Genomic DNA, 20,213 nt, shown 5'->3' with positions numbered 1-20,213 from the left:
TTTTGGTCTCTATTTGTATTTGTATTATTAATTGTAAATTAGCCCTAAAATGTACAAAAAATGAAAAATATTTTTTTAATTCTATTAGTTTTAATTGTGATTGTGTCTTGTAAAACAGGCGTTTATAAGTCAGAAAATTTAAATAAAGTTAGTTTTCAATCCGTTACAATTGATACACTATTCCAAGATAAAATAAGTATCAGAGCGATTCAAGTGGATAAAAATAAAATTTGGTATGCTGCTGATAAAGGAAGATATGGTTTTTATAATTTGGATACCAATCAAAAAATGGAGAATAGAATTACCAAGGATTCTTTAAAATTTGAATTCAGAAGCATTGCTCAAACAGCGAAGCATATTTTTATTCTGAATGTTGCAAATCCTGCATTGTTGCACCGAATTTCAAAAGACGGAAAGGAAACAAAAATAGTGTACCAAGAAAATCATGAGAAAGTCTTTTACGACAGTATGCAATTTTGGGATAATAAAGAAGGTATTGCAATGGGAGATCCAATTGCTGATTGTCTGAACATCATTAAAACCCTTGACGGAGGGAATACCTGGAATAAAATCCCGTGTGATAAATTACCAAAAGTGATGGAAGGCGAAGCTGCTTTTGCGGCCAGCAACACAAATATTGTCATCAAAGGAAACCATACGTGGATTGTTTCCGGTGGAAAAAAATCAAGGATTTTTTATTCCTCTGATAGAGGAAATAGCTGGTCAGTGCATGAAACTCCAATTGTACAAGGAAAAACGATGACCGGAATTTTTACAGCTGATTTTTATGACGCAAATAACGGATTTATAGCCGGAGGCGATTATGAAATCAAGAATCAGAACTTCTCCAATAAAGCCATTACTACGGATGGTGGAAAAACATGGAAGCTTACGGCTGAAAATCAAGGTTTCGGATATGCTTCCTGTGTGCAATATATTCCTAAAAGCAACGGCAAAGGAATTGTAACTGTGGGGACTTCAGGAATATATTATTCTTCGGATAGTGGGGCTTCGTGGAAACAATTGGCATCTGATTCCACATTGAATACAATTCGCTTTATAGATGAAAATACCGCAATCGCAGCAGGGCAAAATAAAATGATTCGAATCAATTTTAAATTCTGATTAAAATAGCATAAACTTCAATTAGATTTGTATTTAAAAAATTATTTAGGGAATTGGTTTTTTGAAAATATACCAGTATTACTATTTTAAAATTAATTATCTTACTTACTTTATTAGGAAGAGGACCAATTAAGATTTTGTTTTTGAAAGTAATTTTAAACAAGGAATAAACAAAGAAGCATGAATAAAGTAGTAAATTTTATTGACTTACATAGCGGAGAAGAAGACAAAAAGAAAGTCTTGGATAATGTCAAGTCTAACATCTCTTTCCGAGGATCAAATTTATGGATTTTGGCTTGTGCAATTGTAGTGGCTTCTGTGGGACTGAATGTGAATTCCACTGCGGTAATTATTGGAGCAATGCTAATTTCACCTTTGATGGGACCAATTGTTGGCGCTGGTTTTGGTTTGGGAATTTATGATTTTAATTTGCTTAAACGATCACTTAAAAACTTGCTTATTGCCACAGTGGTGAGTTTGGTGGTTTCCACTGTTTACTTTTATTTAAGCCCTTTCAAAGATACACAGTCGGAACTTTTGGCTAGAACAGCACCTAATATTTACGATATTTTCATCGCTTTTTTTGGAGGATTAGTTGGAGTAATAGCTATTACAAGGGTAGAAAAAGGAAATCCTATTCCTGGGGTTGCCATTGCAACGGCGTTAATGCCACCTTTGTGTACGGCGGGTTACGGATTAGCCTTGGGGAATTTTAAATTCTTTTTTGGTGCTATGTATTTATACACTATTAATTGTGTTTTTATCTGTATTGTAACCTTTATAATTGTCAAATATTTAAAATATCCAATTGTTAAACAAACCAATTTAAAGACAGAAAAGCGAGTAAAGTATATGATTTCTTTTTTGACTTTAGCTTTGATTGTCCCGAGTGTTTTCTTTGCATATCAGCTTTTTCAAGAAAAAAAATACAAACAAAAGGTAGAACAATTTTTAAAAGTAGAGTTTATTGATAAGGGATTTACTGTTCTGTATAAAAAAACGCAGTTTACTTCAAACCCAAAAAAAATAGATATTGCTTTTTTAAGAAAAAGGTTGGATAAGGACCAAATAAAAGAACTTAACGAAAAATTGAAAACGTATGAATTAAACAATACGGTATTAAATATTATTCAAGATACAACTGATTTAAAGCAGGATATTTTGAATGAAATCACTTTTAACAATAAAACGATGAGTGAAAAAGATTTGATTATTGCCAAACTTCAAAGTCAAATTACTTCTTTAAAATTTGATAACAATGCTATTCTTAATGAAACTAAAATATTGTTTCCTGATATTGAAAATATAGCCATTGCGAATCATGTCTTTAATGAAAATGAAACAACCAAAAAAGTGATTACCGTAGTGCTTTATGAAAGTAAAAAAGATATAAATGCTGCCGACAAACAAAAATTGATTGCATGGCTCAAAAACAAATTCAAAACGGATGTCGTTGAAATTTATAAAAGGCAATAAATTTGTTTAAACCATTGTACAGAATTGATTTTAGAATTTAGAGATTTAGTTTTTCTGTAGATATTCTATGATTTCGTTGCAGGTTTGTTTGGCATTTCTGTTTATTCCAATGAGTGTTGCTGATGCATAACCAGTCCAACTGCCGTAACCTGCCAACCACAATCCGGTAACTTCAATTGCTTTGCTTTCTTCAGTTTTTACAATACCACGTTCGTCTGCTGAAACAATATTTTTCAAAAAAGAGGTTGCATAACTAAAACCTGTACACCAGATAATTACATCAAAATCTTCTTGGGTTCCGTCAGACCAAAGTACACCGTTTTCATATATGCTTTCAAAACTTCCGCTTGAAATTAGAACTCCTCTGGATCTAGCTTCTTTTACTGGTGGCACCATTACAATATTTCCCAAATCATAATTGGCAGCATTAAATGGTTTTCCTTCTTTTTCAGCATTGTATTTGGCGGTTGCCACGTTGAAAAGATAAAATCCGTCTACTTCATCCGGTAAATAGTGTGGTGGTTTTCGCGTAGACCATTTCACTGTGGTTACTTTAGAAACTTCGGCTACAATTTGTGCACCTGAATTTCCTTCACCAACAACCAGAACTTTTAAATTTCTAAACTGTTCTGCATTTTTGTAATGTGCGGAATGGATTTGAATTCCTTTGAAAGTTTCTATTCCTTTGATCTTTGGAATAAAAGGATTGTTCCAAGTTCCTGCCGCAGCAATTATTGCTTTTGAAAAATAGATTCCTTTATTGGTGTAAACTTTGAATATTTTATTTTCAGAAGTTATGTTTTCTACAGTAACTGAGCGCTCTATTGGCAATTCATAACGCTTTTCATATTGGCACAAATAATCAATTACTTCTTGCTTTAAAGGAAACAGATTTTCAGATTTTGGCATCAGCCAACCCGGAAGGGAACTGTGTTGTGCAGGAGAAAAAAGAGTCAAACTATCCCAAGCATGAAGCCAAGCGCCACCGCACTTTTCTTCTTTATCCAAGATTAGAAAGTTGAGTTTGTGACGTCGTAAATAATACCCGCAAGCCAATCCGCTTTGTCCGCCACCAATAACTATAACATCCAGAATTTCGTGCATTGGAATTTTACTTTAAGTTGTTTTAGTATAATATTTTTTTCTTAGCCAAAAAGCCACATTTACCAAAATTATCAAAGCAGGAACTTCTACTAATGGCCCAATAACTCCCGCAAATGCCTGTCCGCTATTGATACCGAAAACGCCAATGGAAACAGCAATTGCCAATTCAAAATTGTTTCCCGATGCGGTGAATGAAAGCGCAACGGCATCTCTATAATTAGCCCCGATTTTTTTAGAAACAAAAAACATCAGGAAAAACATAATGGTGAAGAAAATGACAAGTGGAATTGCAATTCGAATTACATCCATTGGTAGATCAACAATCATTTCACCTTTTAAACTGAACATCACTACAATTGTAAAAAGTAACGCAATCAGAGTAATGGGAGAAACAAACGGAATGAACTTTTGATTGAACCATTTGTCACCAATGAATTTCTTAATGGCATAACGGCTAATTACTGCTAATGCAAATGGAATCCCTAAATAAATTCCGACTGTTGCAGCAATTTCAGCAATAGTAATGTTTAATTCCAAGCCTTTTATTCCAAACAAAGGTAGCATGATTTCCAAATAGAAATAAGCATATAAACTAAAGAAGAACACTTGAAGCAAACTATTAATCCCGATTAAACCCGCTGTTAATTCCCTATTTCCCTCGGCTAGTTCGTTCCAGACAATTACCATTGCAATGCAAGGCGCAATACCAATTATAATTAAACCCATCATGTATTCTGGGTAATCTTTCAAAAAGAATGTTGCCAGTGAAAACATTAAAAATGGACCAACAATCCAGGTGATAAAGAAAGAAGCGGTCAGTAATTTTGGCTTTTCAAACATTAAAGGAATTTTTGAAAAATCAATTTTAGTCAAAGGCGGATACATCATTAATATTAATCCAATTGCCAAAGGAACATTGGTCGTTCCGCTCGAAAAGGAATTGATAAAACCGCCGCTGGAAGGGATAAAATAACCAATGGAAACGCCAATTGCCATTGCCAAAAATATCCAAAGGGTAAGGTAACTGTCGAGGAAATTTAATCTTTTTTTAGCGGCCATTATTATAATTTTATTTGGGAGAATACATAAAACATTTCGGTTGCAATTTGCAAACTGCGTTCCTGATATTTTTCTGCTTTTTGCGGTGTGTTGTCAAAAGCTTTTGGATCTTCAAATGTGATTGGGATGCGCTTTTCAGCTCCTGCAATAAATGGACAACCGCCATCCGCTTGAGAACACGTCATAATCGCGGCAAATTCACTCTGTGGATTAAAATCGTCATCATACGTTTTTGAAAAACCTATAATTGGATGTTCATTATCCGCATATTTTATGGCATAAATAGGATTAGTTCCTGCCGCGATGGTTTTGATTTTAAATCCTGACTGTTCTAATGTTTTAGCTGCCATTGGAAATAAAGCTGTTGCTTCGGTCCCGCCAGAATAGCAAAATACATTTTTTATATTGAAATGTGCCGCTGCAGTTTGTGCCCAAACTTGGGATAAATGGCTTCTTCTGGAATTGTGAGTACAAATCAAGTTTAACCTAATTTGTTGTTGATTCGATGCTTTTGCTTGAATAAAATCAATAAGCGGTTGCAAAATGATTTTACGTTCTGCCGAAATCCTTTCGAAATTAAAAGAAGAAATTGTTTTTGCAATTTCTGGAAATAGGATGGTTTTGGTTAGTTCCATTTTACAGTTTTAAAAAAATTAGCAACAACCTCCACCTGGAGTGCAGCTATTGGTTTGACTTGGGATTTCGGATAATTTTACTTTTTGTTTTTCTGCTGGAATTCCACATTGATCTTCAGCCAAACAGGCCGTTTGTTTATTAAGTAGCGTAAATGCTGTTCCGTTAAAACCAATGTCGTATTTGCCAATAGTTTCTGCTTGAAATTCAACTTCTACTTCATAATCTTCAATACCCAACACTTTTTCAGATAATTCAATGATATCCAATAATTTTTTTGGTTTCAGACGGTGTTCAAAGTCATTGGCATCCCATAACTGAAAGTTTACCACAGTTTCTTTTCGAACTTTTCCACCACAATCAATGAAGTTTTTGGTGATTAAACCTACTTCAGTTACGTGGAAATGTTCTGGAACATAGGTTCCATTTGGCAATACAAAAGCAACGTTGTCCAACGTGCTCAACTGTTTTTTAATTTCTGATAGTTTCATTTTTTTATAATTTAAAAATTAACAACATTGATTTTTCTTATTTTCTAAATAGGTATTGATGTGTTCAAAAAAGCCTTTTATTTTATTAAAACCTTCTTCATTGAGGCAATAGCAAATGGAAGCCCCTTCAAAATTGCCTTTTATAAGTCCGGCATTTTTCAGTTCCTTCAAGTGTTGCGAAACGGTAGGTTGTGCCAAAGGCAATTCGTTTACAATATCGCCGCATACGCAACTGTTTACTTTTAGGAGGTGTTGAATAATGGCAATTCGTGCTGGATGACCTATGGCTTTCGCCAAAGTTGCCAATTCGTTTTGCTCGTCTGTGAAATGTTCTGATTTAGTAATACCCATCGTCTTGTATCTTTATATTGCAATATTACGATATTAGAAAGTAACAACAAAATATTTTGTATTAATTTATAATTAAAAAGCAACACAATATAGTAGGAGTGAACAGAATTCTACCATGATCGTATTGCTTTTTCTTTGAATATTTTTCAAATAATAATGCAGATTGCTTAAGCTATAGTCAGATTTTAAGCTTCAATAATTACTTTCATCGCTTTTTCTTTTGCTGCGTTGCCAAAAACTTCATAAGCTTTTAGTATTTCACTTAATTTAAAATGATGCGTAATTAGCTTAGAAGGTTTCAATTTTCCGGAAGAAACAGTTTTCAATAGCATAGGAGTAGTATTTGTATTTACCAATCCCATTGTTATTGTAATATTTTGAATCCACAAATCTTGAATTTGCAGTTCTACTGGTTTTCCATGCACACCAATATTTGCAATACTACCGCCTGGACGAACAATTTTTTGACAGATATCAAAGGTAGCCGGAACCCCAACGGCTTCAATAGCCACATCAACTCCGTCTTTCGTTTCGGCTAGTATTCTTTTCTGCACATCTTCTTTGGCTGAGTTTATCGTATCTGTTGCGCCAAATTTTTCAGCCATCTTCAAACGATTTTCATCCATATCAATCATGTAAATTTTAGAAGGAGAATAGAACTGTGCGGTAAGCAAAGCAGACATTCCTATAGGTCCGGCTCCAACAATCGCAATGGTGTCTCCTGGTTTTACACCACCGTTAATCACGCCAATTTCATGTCCAGTAGGCAAAATATCGCTTAGCATTACTAAAGCTTCTTCATCAGCACCGTCAGGAATAAGATAAAGACTGTTATCGGCATGCGGAATACGAACATATTCTGCCTGAGTACCGTTTATAAGATTTCCTAAAATCCACCCGCCATCCTCACAATGCGCGTACATTTGTTTTTTACAATATTCGCAGGAACCATCTGAAGTGATGCAGGAAATAATTACATGATCTCCTTTTTTGAAATTCCTAACGGAGGTTCCAATTTCTTCAATTATACCAACTCCTTCATGACCCAGAGTCGTTCCTGGTTTTACCGATGGCGTTTTTCCGTGTAAAATTCCTAAGTCGGTTCCGCAGATGGTGGTTTTTAATATTTTTACTAATACATCCGTTGTTTTTTCGATTTTAGGCAACGGAACGTCTTTTAATTGTATTTTTCCAGGACCGTCATAAACTAGTGCCTTCATTGTTTTAGTCTGAACCATTTTACTTTTATTTAAGTGTTATTTATCCATTATTGAACCAGTAATATTATTAGGTCTTCCTATTTAATCAATCTCCTTGTCTCCAGAAAGATCAGAATTAATTAGAAATACTGTTTAATAATCTCTTAATCAAGATGATTACTTTTCAAAGTTCGTTTGTTTACTGCTTAAATTCTATGATATAAATCACTTAATGGATAAATATTGAGATCCTTTAGATAAATAAAAATTTAAAATTTCTTCATTATGAAAATCTCTTACGAAATAATGTAGAAACTTTTTAAAAAAAACACGTTCTAAATTTTTGAAAATCATTCAACTCACATCCATTTTGAGAGAAAATCAATAAGCTCTTCTCTCAATTCTTTAAATAGTTTTTCAAATGTTGTTATACTTTGTCTATGTTTTTTATGGTCTGAAAATTTTTCATGATCAATGGCATGCGGATTATCAACCACTGCAGCCTCAAGGAACAATTCGTGACTTTTAATATCGTGAGTTAATATATCAATCTGTTCCTTTTGAATAATCAGCTGATTACTAAAATGATCTGCTAAGGCACGAACCTCTTTAGAAGTATTTTTTTCTGCCACTTCCAAAATTCGTTTATCCATAATTTTAAGTTCATCTTTATAAAACAAAATTTTGTTTAACCATGTTTTATGTTCTTCATGTAAGTCATAAATTGTTTTTTTAGTTTCCATTTTTAGTCTTTTTTAAATAGTTTGAAATTAATTTTATTTCGATTATTTTATATAAATTATAAAAGGTAGGTGATTTGATAAAATCATTAAGTTGCTTAAAGTTAGTGATTTATGTTATATTAAATAAAAAAAAATGCAAATTTTAAGCTGCAAAAAATGAATTGATTGCAAAAAAAAAATATCCCCAAACAATGAAGTGTGTTTGGGGATATTAAAAAGAATAAAAATAGGAATACTAGCCTATTTCGACTAGACAATTTTGCTTCATACTGCCGGTTTCAATATATCTGGAGTGCAGTTTGAATGCTTCTTCTAAAATGTGCGGCGTATGGCCTCCTCGCAAACAAGCCCGATTAAAATAATCGGATAATTCTTCTTTGTAATCCGGATGGGTGCAGTTTTCAATGATAACTTTGGCGCGTTCTCTGGGAGCAAGCCCTCTCAAATCGGCAATTCCTTGTTCAGTGATCAAGATATCAACATCATGTTCCGTATGGTCTACATGCGAAACCATTGGTAAAACATGAGAAATAGCATTACATTCTTTTGAAGATGATTGGGTAACAAAAATGCTCAAATACGCATTTCTAGCAAAATCACCCGAACCACCAATACCATTCATCATTTTGGTTCCAGAAATATGGGTAGAATTGACATTGCCATAAATATCAAATTCAATGGCTGTGTTAATTGCTATAACTCCTAATCTTCGGATCACTTCGGCTGAATTACTGATGGTTTGTGGTCGAAGTAGAATTTTGTCTTTGTACTTTTCGAAGTTATCAAGAATGTGTTTGTAGCAATTTTCAGAAACCGTTATGGAAGAAGCCGATGCAAAATCTAATTTTCCGCTGTCAATGAGTTCAAAAGTGCTATCCTGCAAGACTTCGGAATACATTACTAAATTTTCAAAATTTCCTTTTGCAAAGCCAGACATTACCGCATTAGCTACTTTTCCTATTCCCGCTTGCAACGGCATCAATGATTTGGTTAAGCGTCCTTCTTTAATTTCATTTTCAAAAAAAGCCAGTAAATGATTGGCAATAGCAGCCGTTTTGGGATCTATTGCAGTTACTTGTGCCGGACTATCGGGAATTTCTGTGAAAACAATTCCAATGACTTTGTTAGGATCAATGGTGATATAATCGGTCCCAATTCTTTCATCTGCAGCTGTAATGTTTAAAACTTCTCGATTGGGATAACTTTTTGAAATATAAATATCATGAATCCCTTTGAATTCAAGCGGTATGGAAGTATTTATTTCGATGATGATTTTATCGGCAGCATGCGCAAAAGTAGCTGAATTTCCAACTGAGGTTGTGGGAATTACATTTCCATTCTCATCAATATAGGTAGCTTCAATTACAGCAATGTCAATTTTTGGAAGGTGTTTGTTTTCTAATAATTCGGCCGTTTCACTTAAATGTTGGTCTATAAAAAGTACTTTTCCTTCGTTTATTTTTTTTCGTAAAGTGGCATCTACCTGAAAAGGCATTCTTTTGTACAAAGCGTTATTGTTAGCCAAGTCCGCATCTGTGGTATGCCCTAAAGAAGCACCGGTAATTAATGTGATTCCAATAGTTTCTGATTTTGCTCTTGCGGCAAAAGCGGGTAAAACAGCTTTACTGTCACCAGCTTTTGTAAATCCACTGGTTCCGATAGTCATTTTATCTTTGAAAAATAAAGCGGCTTCTTGTGCAGAAATAACTTTGTCTTTGTAACTTTGAAATCTAATTCTATCCGACTGCATAATTATGTGTTTTTAATAAAAAAATAACCAAAAATTAATGTTTTGATAATGAATTAAATCAATTTTTAGATTTTAATTTATATCCTATACAATTTTAGTGAAATTAAGAATTGGATAAATATCGTAATAAGTCATAAAAATATTCATTTCAGTCACAATGAGTCCATTCGAAACTTTAGAAGAGAAATATTATATTAAAGAGGTTGATACCGATAAAAAAAGTATTTATTGCCACCATGATTTGATGGGTGAATTGTTAATTCCAACTCACAAGCATGAAAAAGCCCAAATGCTCTATTCAGAAGGTGGTATTGTTCATGTTACTACTGAAACCAAAACTTATTTTCTTCCCGCCCGTCATTTTATCTGGATTCCGGGTGGCGTAAAACATAGTATTCATCCCAATTCGGAGCGTGTCATGATGCGGAATTTGTATTTTCCGGTAGATTTGAATGAAGATTCATTTTACGAAAAAGAAGGAATTTATCCCATTAATGATTTATTACTGCAAATGATGCTTTTCACGAATCGATGGAATGGAAACTTTAAAAAAGGAACCAGGAATTTTAGTATTGCCAATGCAATAAAAGCCATTTTACCGGAAATTTGTCTGACTAATTTGCCGTTATCGTTGCCTTTACCAAAGGATATTCGTCTGAATAAGATTATTAGTTTTTTAGATAAAAACTTAGGAGAAACTATTTTGTTCTCTGATTTGGCCAATCGTTTTGGGTTCAGTGAGCGCTCTTTGTATCGTTTGTTCCAAAAAGATTTAGGCATGTCATTCATTCAATATTTTACCATTCGGAGAATTTTAAAAGCAATAGAATTGTTACTTGAAAAAAAACTTTCTGTTAGCGAAGTTGCTCAAGCTGTGGGATACAGTAGTGTTCCAACTTTTAGCAACACATTTTTCAAGATTTTAGGACAACGCCCTTCTGATTATTTGAAGGGCATTGAAATATTAAAAAAGTGATTTTTTTGCACTACTTATTTTCTGCAATCGTTATAGTTTTCTATTTGTCCTAAATGAATAAATAGTTGGCTTTAGTTGATTTTACGACGTAGATTAAATTAGGGAACTTTGCATCACATTCCTTTATCTACATTATGTTTCTTAAAAAACAGGTTCCTTGGAGCCAATCGAAAATTAATTTTTCAAAAAATGCATTTGTATTATTCCTCTTCTTTCAAGGAATCAATTCAGCACAAGCACAGCAAGCTACAGCACTTTCTTTAAATGATGCTTTAAAAATCGCTAAAGAAAATAATAAGACCATTCAGAAATCTCATATCGAACAGCGTATTTCAGAAAAAGAGATCGCCGTGACAAAAAATCTTCGTTTACCAGAGGTTAATTTTAATGCAATGTATTCCCGATTATCAGATTTGACGGAATATGAAGGCGGTTTTTTCTCAGACAAACATACGTATACTCCAGAACCTGGAACCATACTATATGATGTGGTTACAAAATTTGATGTACCGCTTTATGCAGGCAACAAAATCAATAATGCGATTAAAAAGTCGAAAGAGGAAAACGAAATTGCCAAAATCAAGGTAGAGAAGACACAGAATGATATTCAATTACAGGTGACAGCTACTTTTTTGGGTATTTATAAAATGATGGAACTCCAGAAAATCATTGGCGAAAGCATTAAAGAAGAACAGGAACGATTGAAAGAAGTGAAAGCTTTCAAAACCTTTGGAACGGTTACTAAAAACGAAGTGTTACGCTCTGAACTGCAACTTTCAGACCGGGAACTCCATTCGTTGACCAATAAAAAAAACATCAAAATTGCACTTCAAGAGTTAAAAACACTATTGCAGTTGCCCGAAGAAGCAGAAATTGCTATTGATACAACAAGCTTACTCGATATTGCTCCGTTGAAAGACTATGATTTCTATTTTAAAGAAACTCTTCAAAACGAAGAAATGCGTATTGCAAATAGGGAAGTAGCCATCAAAAAAACGGAGTTGAAGATGGTGAAAGGGAATTATTATCCGAAGGTCAGCTTATTTGGAAATTATAATCTAAAATATCCTGACTATATGTTGTTTACGCTGAATCGTCCGTATCTCTATACCATAGGACAAATAGGAGTTGAGGCTACTTATAATTTGTCGGGTTTATATAAAAATAAAACCAAAGTTCAGGTTGCCAATTTAAAAGTGGATTTGCAAGAAAATGAATCTGAGCTTGTAAAAAATGAAATGACTGATAAAGTATTTAGAAATCATACTCAATATCAGGAAATATTGGACAAGTTACCGGTTACAGATAAAGCATTGGATTTAGCCAATGAAAATTATCGCATTGTAAAAGTAAAATACCTGAACCAACTGGTATTAATAACTGAAATGGTGGATGCGGATAATGCGTTGCTACAGGCCAAATTCAACAAAGTTTCCACTAGAATAGATGTCGTTATGAAACAGTATGAATTGCTCCATACGGCAGGATTACTCAATAAATAATAATTCAATTTAATTTAATATAATTTAGTTTCAAACTTATATGGTAAAAGTTCATAATTCGTCAAGAGCGCATCGATCATTTCATAGATTAATTACCGTGATTTCCGGTATGCTGGTTCTAGGTGGAATTGTTTTAGGGATTTGGTTTTATATTTTTAATAAAAATCACGAAGAAACTAATGACGCCCAGGTGGATCAATATGTAACGCCAATTATGGCCCGAATTACGGGCTATGTTAACGAAGTGCATTACAATGAAAATCAATTTGTTCACAAAGGCGATACCTTGATTATAATTGATAATAGAGAATACAAAGCACATTTAGATATGGCATTAGCCGATGTTGAAAATGCAAAAAGCAATAGTATTGTGATTGAAAAAAATGTCGCAACAACTTCTAACGTAACTTCCATTAGACAATCGCAGTTACAAGCTGCCAAAACAGAAGTTTGGAAAACCAAACTGGAATACAATCGCTATAAAGGATTAGTAAGTCAGGAAGCGGCAACCGAACAACAGCTTGAAAAAGTAAAAGCCGATTATGAATTGGCACAGGCGCATTATCAGGAAATAGCTAACACGATTCAATCGGCGACATTGAACACCTCAGAAGCTTCGGCTAAAATCCCAACGGCTCAGACGGTAATTCAGTCCAAACAAGCAGTTGCAGACAATGCCACTTTGTTTCTTTCTTATACCGTAATTACAGCGCCTTATGATGGCTGGGTGGGTAAAAAAATGATTCAACCGGGACAAATGATAAAAGAAGGACAAACCTTAGTTTCCATCGTTAGTAAGGAAAAGTGGATTACAGCTAATTTTAAAGAGACACAACTGCAATATTTATCCATTGGACAGGAAGTGGAGCTAAAGGCAGATGCAATAAGTGGAAGAGATTTTGTGGGAATAATTGAATCTTTGTCGCCAGCTAGTGGTGCGCGTTTTTCATTACTCCCGCCTGATAACGCTACGGGTAACTTTATAAAAATAGAACAACGAATTCCAGTTAGAATAAAACTTCAGGATAATAATGCACAAACAGACTTTCTTAGAGCCGGTATGAATGTCACCGTTATCGCTGAACACAAATAATCAGATGTCAGAAGTACGTGTTTTTAAATCTTGGGTTCCCAATTGGGCTATTATTGCGATTATCTTTTTCTGCATGCTGCATTCTATGGTTTTATTGGGAGTATATACTTCAAATGTGACATATGCAGCGAGTTTTTTGGATGTAGAAGTTGAAGATTTGCAGTTCTCGATGTGTGTTACTTATGGGACTTTTTTAGCTACAATTCTCATCGAAAGTCGGTTTTTTAAGTTTTTTCCAACCAAGAAATATTTTCTGGTTATTTATAGCTTAGCTGCTCTAACATTCATACTGACGGCGTACACCGAAAATTTTTCTTTGTTTATTATGTTAAGAATGGCCGAAGGTGTCTTGATGGCATTGCCAGTTTTACCCTTACGACAATTTTTGATAGCACGATTTAAGTCTAAAAATGCTGTGATTATTGCTTTTACAATTAATTATGGAGCCTTGATGTTGGCTTCTCCTTTTATAATGAATATTGCGGTTTGGCTACTGGAGAATTACGATTGGAACTATATGGCGTATGGTTCGGCTTTCTTCCAAATTGTGTGCGTGGCTTTAGTCATGATTACCTTCAATAATAATCGCTTTCACAAAAAAAATCCTTTGTATCAAATCGATTGGGCCAGTTTTATTCTTGTGCTTACGGCTATTTTGTGCGGTAGTTATTTTATGGTTTATGGCCAAAAAAAATATTGGTTTGAATCCCCTCAAATTGTTGCAGCACTTATTGTTGCGTTAGTAACAGGAGGGTTTTTTATCGCCCGACAAATGCTGGTGAAGAGACCTACTTTTGACATGCGAGTTTTTCGGTATGCGAATCTACGAACTGGATTATTATTATCCGTGGTTTTTTATATTGCCCGATCAACGTTAAATATTTGTCACAGTACGATGGCTGTTGTTTGGAATTGGGAGCCTTCAAGAGTGGCGCATGTACAATATTTGAATTTAACAGGAAATATAATTGGAATGATTTTGACTGGATTCTTTTTGGCCAGATCAGTTTCTTCCAGGTATATCTTTATAATAGGATTTTCACTTTTAGCACTATTTCATTTCTGGTTTACGTTCCTTTTCTTGCCGGATGCCTCCTTGTCGGATATTGCGATTCCGTATATGTTACAAGGTGTGGCTGTCGGAGTAATATTTGTTCCGCTGGTCTTATTCACCGTATCTGCTGTTCCTACACATTTTGCTCCGTTTGCCGGAATTGTTGGCGTTGCTGGGCGTTTTTGGGGAAGTATAATGGGTTTTGCGATGATTCAAAATGCAGGTTTGTTTTTACAAAGTACCCATTTTACAAAATTCAGACAATTTGTTCTTCCCGAAAGTCCGGAAACACAAATGCGCATCGAGCAAATTACCAGAAGTTTTATGTCTAAAGGGTATTCGATGGATGATTCCAATAAATTAGCGATGAAACAAATTATCAGTTCGCTTTCAAAACAATCGGTTTTATTGTCCAATATGGAAATCTTTACCGTTATTGGTTATCTTATGCTTATTGTGGTTATTTTTCTATTGCTTAATCAACATTTAAGACAAACTTTTGATGTTTTCAAAAATAGAATTTGGTGGAATTAAAGTGCTATAATTTACAGAAACCTTTAAAAGTAAATATCCTATTCTAACTAAGTTAAGAATAGGATATTTACTTTTTGTATTCTAAATCTCCTTTTCTTACCCTAAAATACTAGAATGACGGGGCTTTTTTTAATACTTATAAAAGATGTTTTTGTTTAAAAATGATTAACTTAGTATATTGTAAATCAATTAAATAATGTCGTAAAATGAAAAATAAAGAGGATAAGTTGAATGCGGATAAAATGGATCAGGATAAGAAAAATAAAGTACCGGATTCTCTTTTATACCCGCCAAGTGAAGATATTTATAACCAATTTCAAAAAGAGATGGAAATAGATCCTGAGGACATTTCTAAAAATAAGGCAGCTGTTGAAATAAATAATGTCAGAGAATTGAATGAGAAAGATTTTGAAGACGATGTTTCTGGGGCCGACTTAGATATTCCTGGTTCAGAATTAGATGATGAATTGGAAAATTCCGGAAGTGAAGATGAAGAAAATAACCCTTATAGTATAGGTGGTGATAATCATAGTAATTTAGATGAGAATGCTGGAGATAAAATTTAGTTTAAGATTTTGTCGTAAATTTTAAATGCCAATCGAATTAATCATGTCTTTAACGGAATACAATCAAAAGCGTAATTTTAATTCCACAGTCGAACCAGAAGGTGAAATTAAGAAATCAACATCCGAATTAATTTTCGTGGTGCAAAAACATGCGGCTTCACATTTGCATTATGATTTCCGATTGGAAATGGATGGTGTATTAAAAAGCTGGGCCGTTCCCAAAGGACCATCTATGAATCCGGCTGATAAAAGATTGGCTATTATGGTTGAAGATCATCCTTATACTTACAAAGATTTTGAAGGCACTATTCCAGAGGGGAATTATGGCGCGGGAACTGTTATTGTTTGGGATAATGGAACTTATACTTTAGCGGATTATAAAAATGCAGGCGATCTGGAAACTAAATTGAAATCTGATTTACAAAAAGGACATCTTAGTTTTATTCTTAATGGGAAAAAACTCAAAGGCGAATTCGCATTGGTGAAACTAAAAACGAAACAGGAAAACACTTGGCTTTTGATAAAGTCAAAAGATCAATATGCTGGCCATAAAGATATCTTGCTTCAAGATAAATCCGTAATCTCTAATAGGATAATAGAAAGTCTAAAGAAATAAAATTCATCAGTGCGTTCCTCATTATATAAAGAAAGGCGGTTATCCAAAAAAGATAGTCGCCTTTCTTTATATAATGAGTCGGGCTATTCGCTTCAAGTCCTCGTCTCGTCCGAAAAGACGAGACTGTGGGCTATTCGCTGCTATCCTTAACGCGAGCCCGGGAAAATTAAGATATCCAGTTCAATCAAGAGGATAAGAACTAACGCCAACACAAAATCCGTTACCTTATATATGAGGAATTAGAAAAGCTATGTCCTATATAAGGTAAAGGATAAAGTCATTTTACTGCTTCAGCTTTGTTTTATGCTGTACCCATTTTTCAGACAGAAATCTCAACGATTTAAGATAGGTTTTTAGTTTTATATTCTATTATCTTGGTTAAAATCGGAGATAACTTTTGGCTGTTTTAAGAAGCCAAAAAAAGTTATTCTGATTTTATGCCACTTCTTTTTTGTAATAATTATTATAAGGCGTTCCATAATCTAGTGACTGATGAATTCGCCGTGTATTATAAAATTCAAAATAATCTTTGAGTCCTCTATAAAGGCTGATTCCATCAGTATATGCTTGTAAATATACATTCTCGTATTTGACTGTCCTCCATAATCTTTCTATAAAAATGTTGTCAATAGCTCTTCCTTTACCGTCCATAGAAATTTTTATTTCATTGTTTAATAGTACATTGGTGTGAACCTCACTGGTGTATTGACTTCCTTGATCTGTATTGAAAATTTCAGGCACACCATACTTTTGTATAGTTTCTTGCAAAATATCGGCACACCAATCGGCACTCATTGTATTGCTTACACTCCAGTTCAAAACAAATCTTGTATGCAAATCAATAATCGCAGTCAAATACATAAATCCTTTTGCCATAGGAATATAGGTGATATCTGTTGCCCAAACCTGATTTTTATGGGTAATCTTCAAACCTTTGAGTAAATAAGGATATTTCTTATGTTCTTTATTACTCACTGTTGTTTTAGGTTCTCTATAAATGGTTTGCCAATTGATGATTTGCATCAATCGTTTTACCCGTTTGCGATTCACTTTAAAACCTAAATCCTTGAGCCAAAACGTCAGTTTCCTGCAGCCATAAAATGGAGTATTAAAATACTGTTGGTCTAATAATTGCATTATTTTTAAGTTCTCTAAACTTTCCTGTTTTGCTTTATAATAAAGACCGCCACGATGAATTTCTAATAAGCGACATTGTTTGACAATGCTCAATTTATTTTGGGTATCGACCATTTTCACTCGCTCACTGATCGATACTAACCCAGACTTTTTTTTAAAAAGTCATTCTCCAAAGTCAGCTGACCTATTCGAGCATAGAGTTTCTCTGTTGGAATTTCATCTTTGGCAACGAGCGTTTTTTCTGCAGAAAAAACCGCAGAAAGATTCCGTATCGCTTCGGACTTCCACATTGAAATTTGGTTGGGCAGCAACTCGTATTTTTTTGCTAATACCTCGATGGTATCTTTCTCTTTTAAGGCTTCCAAAACAACTTTGGCTTTGAAGTCTTTTCCGAAGGTTCTTCTTGTTCTTGACATATTAGTGCTAATTTAAGCTTTTTATTCCTATCTAAATTAGTCGGGATATATTGTCCGAATTTTGGGGGTCAGCATAGTTTCTCCATAGAAAATAGCCAAGATAAGCTGTTTTTTAGGATTAGATGTGTAGTGCTGAAGCAGGAAACAGGGAACAAATGATGAATTGAACAAGATTGTTTGGGTAAGGCAAGACCGTTGTTAAACGGTTTAAGGCTATAGAAACGCTCATTTATGTTCGATAAAGCCAACCTTTGCTTTGGAGAGGGGCGGGGAGAGTAAAATAATTTAATTTCAAAATTCACTGTTTCAGCAGTTTAAAGATAAAGTTAAGAAAAGGGTAAAAAAAAGGTTTAAAAAAGCTTGAATAACGCAATAAAGGTGCTAGTTTTGCACCCGCAATGACGCAGAGGTTCTTTTAAATACTGGCAAGTAAAGTTAATCAAAGCAGAAAATTTATTTTCAAAAAAAGATTAAAAAAGCTTGTGAGATTAGAAAACGGATGTTACCTTTGCACCCCGCAAAACGCGCAAAGTTCCTTGACAGATTGATAAGAAAAGAGAAGTAAACGAGATAAAATTTATCTTAAAAAAAACTTCAAATTTTTCTTGTCAGTTAAAAAGAAAGTTGTACTTTTGCACCCGCTTCGAGAAACACTTTAACAAGTGTTAAAAGGAGTTAAAAAACAAGATAAGAACACGTTCCTAGACATATTGAATTGACAGCCGTTTTAAGAGAGATCTTAGAACAAAAGAATAAGAGTAATAGAATCGGAAGATTTGAAAAAACCACTAGAATTTAGTCGAATAACAATAGCTTGAGTAATCAAGCAAACAATATACGATGAAGAGTTTGATCCTGGCTCAGGATGAACGCTAGCGGCAGGCTTAACACATGCAAGTCGAGGGGTATAGTTCTTCGGAATTAGAGACCGGCGCACGGGTGCGTAACGCGTATGCAATCTACCTTTCACAGAGGGATAGCCCAGAGAAATTTGGATTAATACCTCATAGTATATCGAGTTGGCATCAACATGATATTAAAGTCACAACGGTGAAAGATGAGCATGCGTCCCATTAGCTAGTTGGTAAGGTAACGGCTTACCAAGGCAACGATGGGTAGGGGTCCTGAGAGGGAGATCCCCCACACTGGTACTGAGACACGGACCAGACTCCTACGGGAGGCAGCAGTGAGGAATATTGGACAATGGGCGCAAGCCTGATCCAGCCATGCCGCGTGCAGGATGACGGTCCTATGGATTGTAAACTGCTTTTATACGAGAAGAAACAACTCTACGTGTAGAGTCTTGACGGTATCGTAAGAATAAGGATCGGCTAACTCCGTGCCAGCAGCCGCGGTAATACGGAGGATCCAAGCGTTATCCGGAATCATTGGGTTTAAAGGGTCCGTAGGCGGTCAGGTAAGTCAGTGGTGAAAGCCCATCGCTCAACGGTGGAACGGCCATTGATACTGTCTGACTTGAATTATTAGGAAGTAACTAGAATATGTAGTGTAGCGGTGAAATGCTTAGAGATTACATGGAATACCAATTGCGAAGGCAGGTTACTACTAATGGATTGACGCTGATGGACGAAAGCGTGGGTAGCGAACAGGATTAGATACCCTGGTAGTCCACGCCGTAAACGATGGATACTAGCTGTTGGGAGCAATCTCAGTGGCTAAGCGAAAGTGATAAGTATCCCACCTGGGGAGTACGTTCGCAAGAATGAAACTCAAAGGAATTGACGGGGGCCCGCACAAGCGGTGGAGCATGTGGTTTAATTCGATGATACGCGAGGAACCTTACCAAGGCTTAAATGTAGATTGACCGGTTTGGAAACAGACTTTTCGCAAGACAATTTACAAGGTGCTGCATGGTTGTCGTCAGCTCGTGCCGTGAGGTGTCAGGTTAAGTCCTATAACGAGCGCAACCCCTGTTGTTAGTTGCCAGCGAGTCATGTCGGGAACTCTAACAAGACTGCCAGTGCAAACTGTGAGGAAGGTGGGGATGACGTCAAATCATCACGGCCCTTACGCCTTGGGCTACACACGTGCTACAATGGCCGGTACAGAGAGCAGCCACTGGGCGACCAGGAGCGAATCTATAAAACCGGTCACAGTTCGGATCGGAGTCTGCAACTCGACTCCGTGAAGCTGGAATCGCTAGTAATCGGATATCAGCCATGATCCGGTGAATACGTTCCCGGGCCTTGTACACACCGCCCGTCAAGCCATGGAAGCTGGGGGTGCCTGAAGTCGGTGACCGCAAGGAGCTGCCTAGGGTAAAACTGGTAACTAGGGCTAAGTCGTAACAAGGTAGCCGTACCGGAAGGTGCGGCTGGAACACCTCCTTTCTAGAGCCTTAGTGTTAGTAGCAATACACGCTAGGGA

18 protein-coding genes and 1 rRNA gene are annotated in these 20,213 nt (G+C 35.3%); 9 read left to right on the top strand and 10 right to left on the bottom strand.

What is annotated here, in order from left to right; translation table 11 throughout:
- Positions 1 to 60 precede the first annotated feature (60 nt).
- Together G7A72_RS03760 and G7A72_RS03755 are read left to right on the top strand one after the other, a co-directional pair.
- On the top strand, positions 61 to 1,125 hold the full coding sequence (locus G7A72_RS03760; protein ID WP_165151481.1) for an oxidoreductase: 1,065 nt from the start codon (positions 61 to 63) through the stop codon (positions 1,123 to 1,125).
- Between the two features lie 180 nt (positions 1,126 to 1,305).
- The gene (locus tag G7A72_RS03755) at positions 1,306 to 2,601 is read left to right on the top strand and encodes a TIGR00341 family protein (protein ID WP_165151480.1); all 1,296 of its coding nucleotides are present in this window, start codon (positions 1,306 to 1,308) and stop codon (positions 2,599 to 2,601) included.
- Between the two features lie 45 nt (positions 2,602 to 2,646).
- On the opposite strand, the gene G7A72_RS03750 is transcribed toward G7A72_RS03755, so the two are convergent.
- The 8 genes from G7A72_RS03750 to G7A72_RS03715 form a co-directional block, all read right to left on the bottom strand.
- Positions 2,647 to 3,705 (bottom strand): ArsO family NAD(P)H-dependent flavin-containing monooxygenase, encoded by a 1,059-nt coding sequence (locus tag G7A72_RS03750; protein ID WP_165151479.1) that lies wholly within the window; start codon positions 3,703 to 3,705, stop codon positions 2,647 to 2,649.
- A 12-nt stretch (positions 3,706 to 3,717) separates the two neighbouring features.
- Positions 3,718 to 4,764 carry an ACR3 family arsenite efflux transporter gene (arsB, locus tag G7A72_RS03745; RefSeq protein ID WP_165151478.1) on the bottom strand — a complete coding sequence of 349 codons (1,047 nt, stop codon included), beginning with the start codon at positions 4,762 to 4,764 and terminating at the stop codon, positions 3,718 to 3,720.
- A 2-nt stretch (positions 4,765 to 4,766) separates the two neighbouring features.
- The gene (locus G7A72_RS03740; protein WP_206531532.1) at positions 4,767 to 5,399 is read right to left on the bottom strand and encodes a low molecular weight phosphatase family protein; all 633 of its coding nucleotides are present in this window, start codon (positions 5,397 to 5,399) and stop codon (positions 4,767 to 4,769) included.
- Between the two features lie 18 nt (positions 5,400 to 5,417).
- Positions 5,418 to 5,888, bottom strand: a complete 471-nt coding sequence (locus G7A72_RS03735; RefSeq protein ID WP_113666891.1) for a DUF6428 family protein — start codon at positions 5,886 to 5,888, stop codon at positions 5,418 to 5,420.
- An 18-nt stretch (positions 5,889 to 5,906) separates the two neighbouring features.
- Positions 5,907 to 6,239 (bottom strand): helix-turn-helix transcriptional regulator, encoded by a 333-nt coding sequence (locus tag G7A72_RS03730; RefSeq protein WP_165151477.1) that lies wholly within the window; start codon positions 6,237 to 6,239, stop codon positions 5,907 to 5,909.
- A gap of 185 nt (positions 6,240 to 6,424) precedes the next feature.
- Positions 6,425 to 7,459 carry a zinc-dependent alcohol dehydrogenase family protein gene (locus tag G7A72_RS03725; RefSeq protein WP_165151476.1) on the bottom strand — a complete coding sequence of 345 codons (1,035 nt, stop codon included), beginning with the start codon at positions 7,457 to 7,459 and terminating at the stop codon, positions 6,425 to 6,427.
- Between the two features lie 338 nt (positions 7,460 to 7,797).
- Positions 7,798 to 8,181 carry a hypothetical protein gene (locus G7A72_RS03720; protein WP_113666893.1) on the bottom strand — a complete coding sequence of 128 codons (384 nt, stop codon included), beginning with the start codon at positions 8,179 to 8,181 and terminating at the stop codon, positions 7,798 to 7,800.
- A 235-nt stretch (positions 8,182 to 8,416) separates the two neighbouring features.
- A complete protein-coding gene (locus G7A72_RS03715; RefSeq protein ID WP_165151475.1) occupies positions 8,417 to 9,931 on the bottom strand; it encodes a succinate CoA transferase in 1,515 nt (504 codons plus the stop codon).
- A gap of 157 nt (positions 9,932 to 10,088) precedes the next feature.
- Here G7A72_RS03715 and G7A72_RS03710 point away from each other — a divergent pair, with 157 nt between their 5' ends.
- The 6 genes from G7A72_RS03710 (at position 10,089) to G7A72_RS03685 (ending at position 16,272) form a co-directional block, all read left to right on the top strand.
- Positions 10,089 to 10,907 carry an AraC family transcriptional regulator gene (locus tag G7A72_RS03710; protein ID WP_165151474.1) on the top strand — a complete coding sequence of 273 codons (819 nt, stop codon included), beginning with the start codon at positions 10,089 to 10,091 and terminating at the stop codon, positions 10,905 to 10,907.
- 134 nt (positions 10,908 to 11,041) lie between these two features.
- A complete protein-coding gene (locus tag G7A72_RS03705; RefSeq protein WP_165151473.1) occupies positions 11,042 to 12,409 on the top strand; it encodes a TolC family protein in 1,368 nt (455 codons plus the stop codon).
- Between the two features lie 40 nt (positions 12,410 to 12,449).
- On the top strand, positions 12,450 to 13,502 hold the full coding sequence (locus tag G7A72_RS03700; protein WP_165151472.1) for an HlyD family secretion protein: 1,053 nt from the start codon (positions 12,450 to 12,452) through the stop codon (positions 13,500 to 13,502).
- A gap of 4 nt (positions 13,503 to 13,506) precedes the next feature.
- Complete coding sequence (locus G7A72_RS03695) at positions 13,507 to 15,090, top strand: MFS transporter (protein ID WP_165151471.1); 1,584 nt, start codon at positions 13,507 to 13,509, stop codon at positions 15,088 to 15,090.
- 206 nt (positions 15,091 to 15,296) lie between these two features.
- Positions 15,297 to 15,656, top strand: a complete 360-nt coding sequence (locus tag G7A72_RS03690) for a hypothetical protein (protein ID WP_165151470.1) — start codon at positions 15,297 to 15,299, stop codon at positions 15,654 to 15,656.
- Between the two features lie 25 nt (positions 15,657 to 15,681).
- Positions 15,682 to 16,272: a DNA polymerase ligase N-terminal domain-containing protein gene (locus G7A72_RS03685; protein ID WP_241258571.1), complete on the top strand. Its 591-nt coding sequence runs from the start codon at positions 15,682 to 15,684 to the stop codon at positions 16,270 to 16,272.
- A gap of 435 nt (positions 16,273 to 16,707) precedes the next feature.
- Here the strand turns inward: G7A72_RS03685 and G7A72_RS03680 are convergent, their stop codons facing one another.
- Both G7A72_RS03680 and G7A72_RS03675 read right to left on the bottom strand, forming a co-directional pair.
- Complete coding sequence (locus G7A72_RS03680; protein ID WP_241258541.1) at positions 16,708 to 17,523, bottom strand: IS3 family transposase; 816 nt, start codon at positions 17,521 to 17,523, stop codon at positions 16,708 to 16,710.
- Between the two features lie 23 nt (positions 17,524 to 17,546).
- Positions 17,547 to 17,825 carry a transposase gene (locus G7A72_RS03675; protein WP_165151468.1) on the bottom strand — a complete coding sequence of 93 codons (279 nt, stop codon included), beginning with the start codon at positions 17,823 to 17,825 and terminating at the stop codon, positions 17,547 to 17,549.
- Between the two features lie 837 nt (positions 17,826 to 18,662).
- Between G7A72_RS03675 and G7A72_RS03670 the strand changes: the two genes are divergently transcribed.
- Positions 18,663 to 20,176 (top strand): 16S ribosomal RNA (locus G7A72_RS03670).
- The last annotated feature ends 37 nt before the right edge of the window (positions 20,177 to 20,213 follow it).

The organism is Flavobacterium sp. Sr18, assembly GCF_011064265.1.
In the GTDB taxonomy this organism is placed as follows: Bacteria; Bacteroidota; Bacteroidia; order Flavobacteriales; family Flavobacteriaceae; genus Flavobacterium; species Flavobacterium petrolei.
Note: the sequence above shows the minus strand (reverse complement) of the source record. Positions and strands in the feature narration are given on the sequence as shown.